4 protein-coding genes and 1 pseudogene are annotated in these 4,183 nt (G+C 74.6%); 1 reads left to right on the forward strand and 4 read right to left on the reverse strand.

What is annotated here, in order from left to right:
- Together ACLEQD_RS38095 and ACLEQD_RS38100 are read right to left on the reverse strand one after the other, a co-directional pair.
- The coding region (locus ACLEQD_RS38095) for a protein kinase domain-containing protein (protein WP_410390758.1) at positions 1-1,010 on the reverse strand (1,010 nt) is incomplete at its 3' end.
- Positions 928-1,290 (reverse strand): hypothetical protein, encoded by a 363-nt coding sequence (locus ACLEQD_RS38100; protein WP_410390759.1) that lies wholly within the window; start codon positions 1,288-1,290, stop codon positions 928-930. The genes ACLEQD_RS38095 and ACLEQD_RS38100, both read right to left, overlap by 83 nt.
- A 128-nt stretch (positions 1,291-1,418) precedes the next feature.
- On the opposite strand from ACLEQD_RS38100, the gene ACLEQD_RS38105 reads away from it, so the two are divergent.
- The gene (locus tag ACLEQD_RS38105) at positions 1,419-2,351 is read left to right on the forward strand and encodes a sigma-70 family RNA polymerase sigma factor (RefSeq protein ID WP_410390760.1); all 933 of its coding nucleotides are present in this window, start codon (positions 1,419-1,421) and stop codon (positions 2,349-2,351) included.
- Between the two features lies 1 nt (position 2,352).
- On the opposite strand, the gene ACLEQD_RS38110 is transcribed toward ACLEQD_RS38105, so the two are convergent.
- Positions 2,353-3,261 carry an ADYC domain-containing protein gene (locus ACLEQD_RS38110; RefSeq protein ID WP_410390761.1) on the reverse strand — a complete coding sequence of 303 codons (909 nt, stop codon included), beginning with the start codon at positions 3,259-3,261 and terminating at the stop codon, positions 2,353-2,355.
- A gap of 273 nt (positions 3,262-3,534) precedes the next feature.
- A pseudogene (locus ACLEQD_RS38115) lies at positions 3,535-4,183 on the reverse strand (hypothetical protein); the annotation flags it as partial.

A 4,183-nucleotide genomic window follows, 5' to 3' on the forward strand; every position in this document is an offset into this window, starting at 1 on the left:
GGCCAGCGCTTCGAGCGGGCGGTGGCCGGGCCACAGCGTGAGGACGTGCGGCTCCCGCCCGTCGCCCAGGTCTCCGGCCGCACCCGGGGCAGCACCCCCGCGCGGCACAGCGAGGACTTGCCCGTTCCAGAGTCGCCCGCGACGAGGACCAGCGGGCGCGTGCGCAGGCGCTCCAGCACGGCGCGGATGTCGCCCTCGCGTCCGAAGAAGAGCGACCGGTGCTCGGCCGCGAACGGCGCCAGGCCGCGATAGGGATTGCCGGCGCCCAGCGGCGCGGGCGCGATGGAGCGCTCCAGCTGCTCCAGCGCTTCGCTCAGCGCCTCCGCCGAAGCGAAGCGCTCGTGCGGATCCACCGCGAGGCAGCGCAGGATGATGGCGGCGAAGTCCGGGTCCACCTCCGGGCCCAGCGCGGCGCGGGGCGGCGTGTCCTCCGGACGGCGCGAGGCGCGGCGGGGCACCTGGCCCGTGCACAGCTCGTGGAGGATGAGGCCCAGCGCGTACAGGTCGCTGCGGGCGCTCGCGGGACCTCCGGCAATCACCTCCGGCGCCATGTACGGCAGCGTGCCCACGAGCAGCGGCGAGCCGGACGCCAGCTCCGCGCCCACGTCGAAGCGCTCCGCGAGGCCGAAGTCGAGCAGCTTCACCTCGCCCTCGCGCGTGACGAGCGCGTTGGAGGGCTTGAGGTCGCGGTGGAGGACGCCCTGGCGGTGCGCCGCCGCGAGCCCCCGCGCCAGGCCCACGCCCAGCGGCAGCACCCGCCGCCACGGCACCGGCAGGGGCAGCTCCGCGAGCGTCTCTCCGACGACGTACTCGGAGACGATGTACGGATGGCCGTCCACCGCGCCCACGCTGAACACGCTGACGATGTTCGCGTGCTGCAGCCGCGCGAGCGCCCGCGCCTCCGTCGTGAACAGGTCGCGGAAGCGCTCATCCGGCCGCGCCGCCGCCATGAACTTCACCGCCACGCGCCGGTCCAGTGACGTGTCGTGCGCGAGGTAGACGATGCCCATGCCCCCCCGGCCCAGCGGGCGCTCCAGGCGGAACGCATCGCAACGTGGGCGGCGGCGTCCAGGGCACCGGCTCCGGCGGCAGGCTGTCCGTCTCCCGCTCCCGGGGGGCGTCCACCTCCGAGCGCTGGATGCCGGGCGTGAGCGTGGCCAGCAGGCCGCGGCACTCCGCGCACCCGGCGGCGTGGCGGTGCACCTGCGCCAGCGCCTCGTCCGTCAGCTGGTCCTCGAGGAGCTCGACCAGGACCTCGTCGGTCAGGCAGCTGGAAGGGGTCGCGATCACGGGGGCCGGGCCGTCACGCTAGCCACGGGGCGCGCGGCGTTCAATGACACCCGCGGACAGTGCCTCCCGCGCTGTGCACGCGGCGTGCGTGGGGGCGGGCGGGGGCGCGGCATGGTATGGCCTTGCGCATGTCCCAGGTGCCCGCACTGGCCGCGACCTTCCTCTCGCACACGAAGACGCGTTTCGTGCCCCCCTCGCCGGAGGACCTCGCGGCGCTCGACGCCCTGCTGTCGCGCGCCTGGGAGGACGCGCAGGCCCGCTGGCCCGGGGTCGCGCTGCCCGCCACCAGCTTCGTGACCCACGTCGCGGAGCGGCTCCCCCCGGCGAGCCCCACCACCCCCATCGCGCCGCTCGTCTCCGGCCTGTCCCTGGCGGAGCTGTACCTCGCGTGCGCGTGCCTCCAGGGCCACTCCGCCGCGCACGAGGCCCTGGAGCGCCACTACCTGGCCCGGCTGCCGGAGCGGCTGCGCGGCCTGCGGCAACCCGACGCGATGATCGACGAGGTCCGCCAGCGGGTGGGCGTGAAGCTGCTGGTGGCCAACGCCGGACACACGCCCGCCATCGCGGACTACACGGGGCGGGGCGGCCTCTTGAGCTGGGTGGTCGTCATCGCCGGGCGCATCGCGAACAAGCTGCGCGGCCAGGAGAAGCCCTCCACGGACGACGACGCGGAGGAGCTGTTCAAGGCGCTGCCCGCGCAGGGCCTGGATCCGGAGCTGGACGTGATGAAGCGCCGCCACCACGCGGCCTTCCGCCAGGCCGTGCGCGAGGCCGCCTCCACGCTGTCGGCCGAGGACCGCCATCTGCTCCGCCTCCACTTCGCCGACCGGCTCTCCACGTATGAGATGGCGCCGCTCTTCCGCGTCAACCAGTCCACCATCTCCCGCTGGCTCAAGCGGGTGCAGCAGCAGGTCTACGCGGAGACCCGGCGCCGCCTCCAGGAACAGCTGGGCCTCTCCACGGAGGACTTCCAGAGCTTCATCGCCTTCGTGGACAGCCAGCTGGACCTGACCCTCAGCCAGCTGCTCGACGAGAAGCGCGAGCCGCCGTCCGAGGGCTGACCTACCGCTCCCGCGCGGCGTCCGCCTTCGGAGGCCCGTAGGACAGGTTGCGCAGCAGCGCGGCCCCGGGCTTCACGTCGCCGCGGCGCACCGTGCAGCGCTCGCCCGCGTCGCCCGCGTTGCCCGTGTCCGCCTGGAACCGGCCGGGGCACTCCTGGAGGATGAGGTCCAGCGCGCGGTTATCCCGCGTGCGGGAGAGGCAGGTGGCGCCGTCGGGGGCCCAGGCCGCCTCGAAGGACCCCTTCGCCGGGTCCCACTCCCGCGTCACCTCGGTCGCGCGCTCCAGCACGCCCATCCCGTCATAGATGTCGATGGTGGTGTCCTGGCGCGTGTGGCTCCGGCCGTTGCCGCAGTAGTCCGCGCGGGCCAGCCGGGTGCACGCCTGGTGGAGCCCGGCCAGCGACTGCCCGTCGCGCGAGGCCCAGGGCGCGTAGCCCCAGAGGATGCACTTGGAGATGGCGCCGTTCTCACACGCGAAGGTGACGCGGTCCGCAGCGTCGGCGTGGGCCCCGCTCGCGTCCCACACGCCGCCCACCGCGAGCGCCCGGGGCGCGGGGGAGCGGTCCAGCGCGACGCAGGGGTTCTCCCACTCGCGCGCCACCGCGTTCCAGGCCTCGATGCGGTAGAAGACCCGGCCCGGATCATCCGCCGCGGGCTCCGCGCCGCAGATGGCCACCTCCACGGGCTTGCCGTCGCTGGCGGTGCCCTGGAGCACGGTGCCCACCACGTCGCTGGCCGTCGCCCCGGTCTCCGGTGCGGGGACCGCCCACAGGCGGCCACCCTCGAAGCGCAGGGCCGTCACCCCGGCCTCCGCCTGCCGGGGGGAGTCCAGCGCCACGGACACGAGCACGCTGGTGCGCTCGTCCGACGGCTTCTCCGCGTCCCAGCTGCGCTTGGTGCCCCACAGCATCGTCCCCTGGGGCCGGGCGATGCGCTGGACGTCTGGGACTGGCAGCGGCGCGCGTAGCGCTCGGCGTCGGACGGGCCGCTCACGGACCGTGCGGGCCCGGGCTTCGGCGCGACGGGCGGTGCGGCCTGGACACGCGCGGTCAGGAGCAGGAACAGGCACACCGGCAGGGCTTTGAAGGACGCGTTCACGTTTCCCAGGAGCCCCCGGGGAGCGAAACGATGCACGGAATCCGTCCGTGCCCCGGAGGCCCCACGTTGGGGGCGGCCCGGGGCCTCAATCCCACCCACGCAGCTGGACGCGCACGCGCCCCAGCAGCAGCTCCCACTCCCGCCGCTTGAGGGTCGCCATCACGCGGCCGGTGACGATGCTCAGGCCCGCCAGGGTCATCACCAGGAAGCCGATGCGGTGGTCCCGGAGCCCCGCGTCGAGCAGGTTGGCCACCACGTCCAGCAGGAGGAACAACGTCCCCAGGGCCAGGTAGGCGCGGATCCTCAAGGCCATGCCCACCGCCACCCCCAGAAGACAGACGGCGCCAAAGACCACCGCGTACGTCCCGTCCGCGGACTCGCCCATCCGGGCCGCCAGCTTCGCCGCCGCGGGCACGTACAGCAGCAGCCCGCCCAGGACGCGCACCGCGTTGCGCGCCGCGTGCGGGAGGCTGGACGTGAAGAGCTGTCCCATCATCAGGAGCAGCAGCCCCAGCGGCGCCAGGTACACCTCCAGCCCCTCCAGGCCGAACGCGAGCGCGGCGAGCAGCAGCGCCAGGTTGCAGGCGGCCGCCGCGAACGCACCGAACATCCGGCTGCGCTCCACCGCGCCCAGCGCCGCGTACAGCAGGCCGGAGCCTCCCGCGAACAGGGCGGCCTCGCCCGTCGCGTCGCCGGGGAGGACCAGCGCCACCGCGATGGGCAGCAGCGCCGCG

Origin of the sequence: Corallococcus sp. 4LFB (assembly GCF_046520365.1) — a bacterium.
Taxonomy (GTDB): Bacteria; Myxococcota; Myxococcia; order Myxococcales; family Myxococcaceae; genus Corallococcus; species Corallococcus caeni.

Bases quoted from the DNA above. Each gene is read 5' to 3' on its own strand.
- ACLEQD_RS38105 (WP_410390760.1), top strand. From the start codon at position 1,419: ATGTCCCAGGTGCCCGCACTGGCCGCGACCTTCCTCTCGCACACGAAG.
- ACLEQD_RS38110 (WP_410390761.1), bottom strand. From the start codon at position 3,261: ATGCTGTGGGGCACCAAGCGCAGCTGGGACGCGGAGAAGCCGTCGGAC.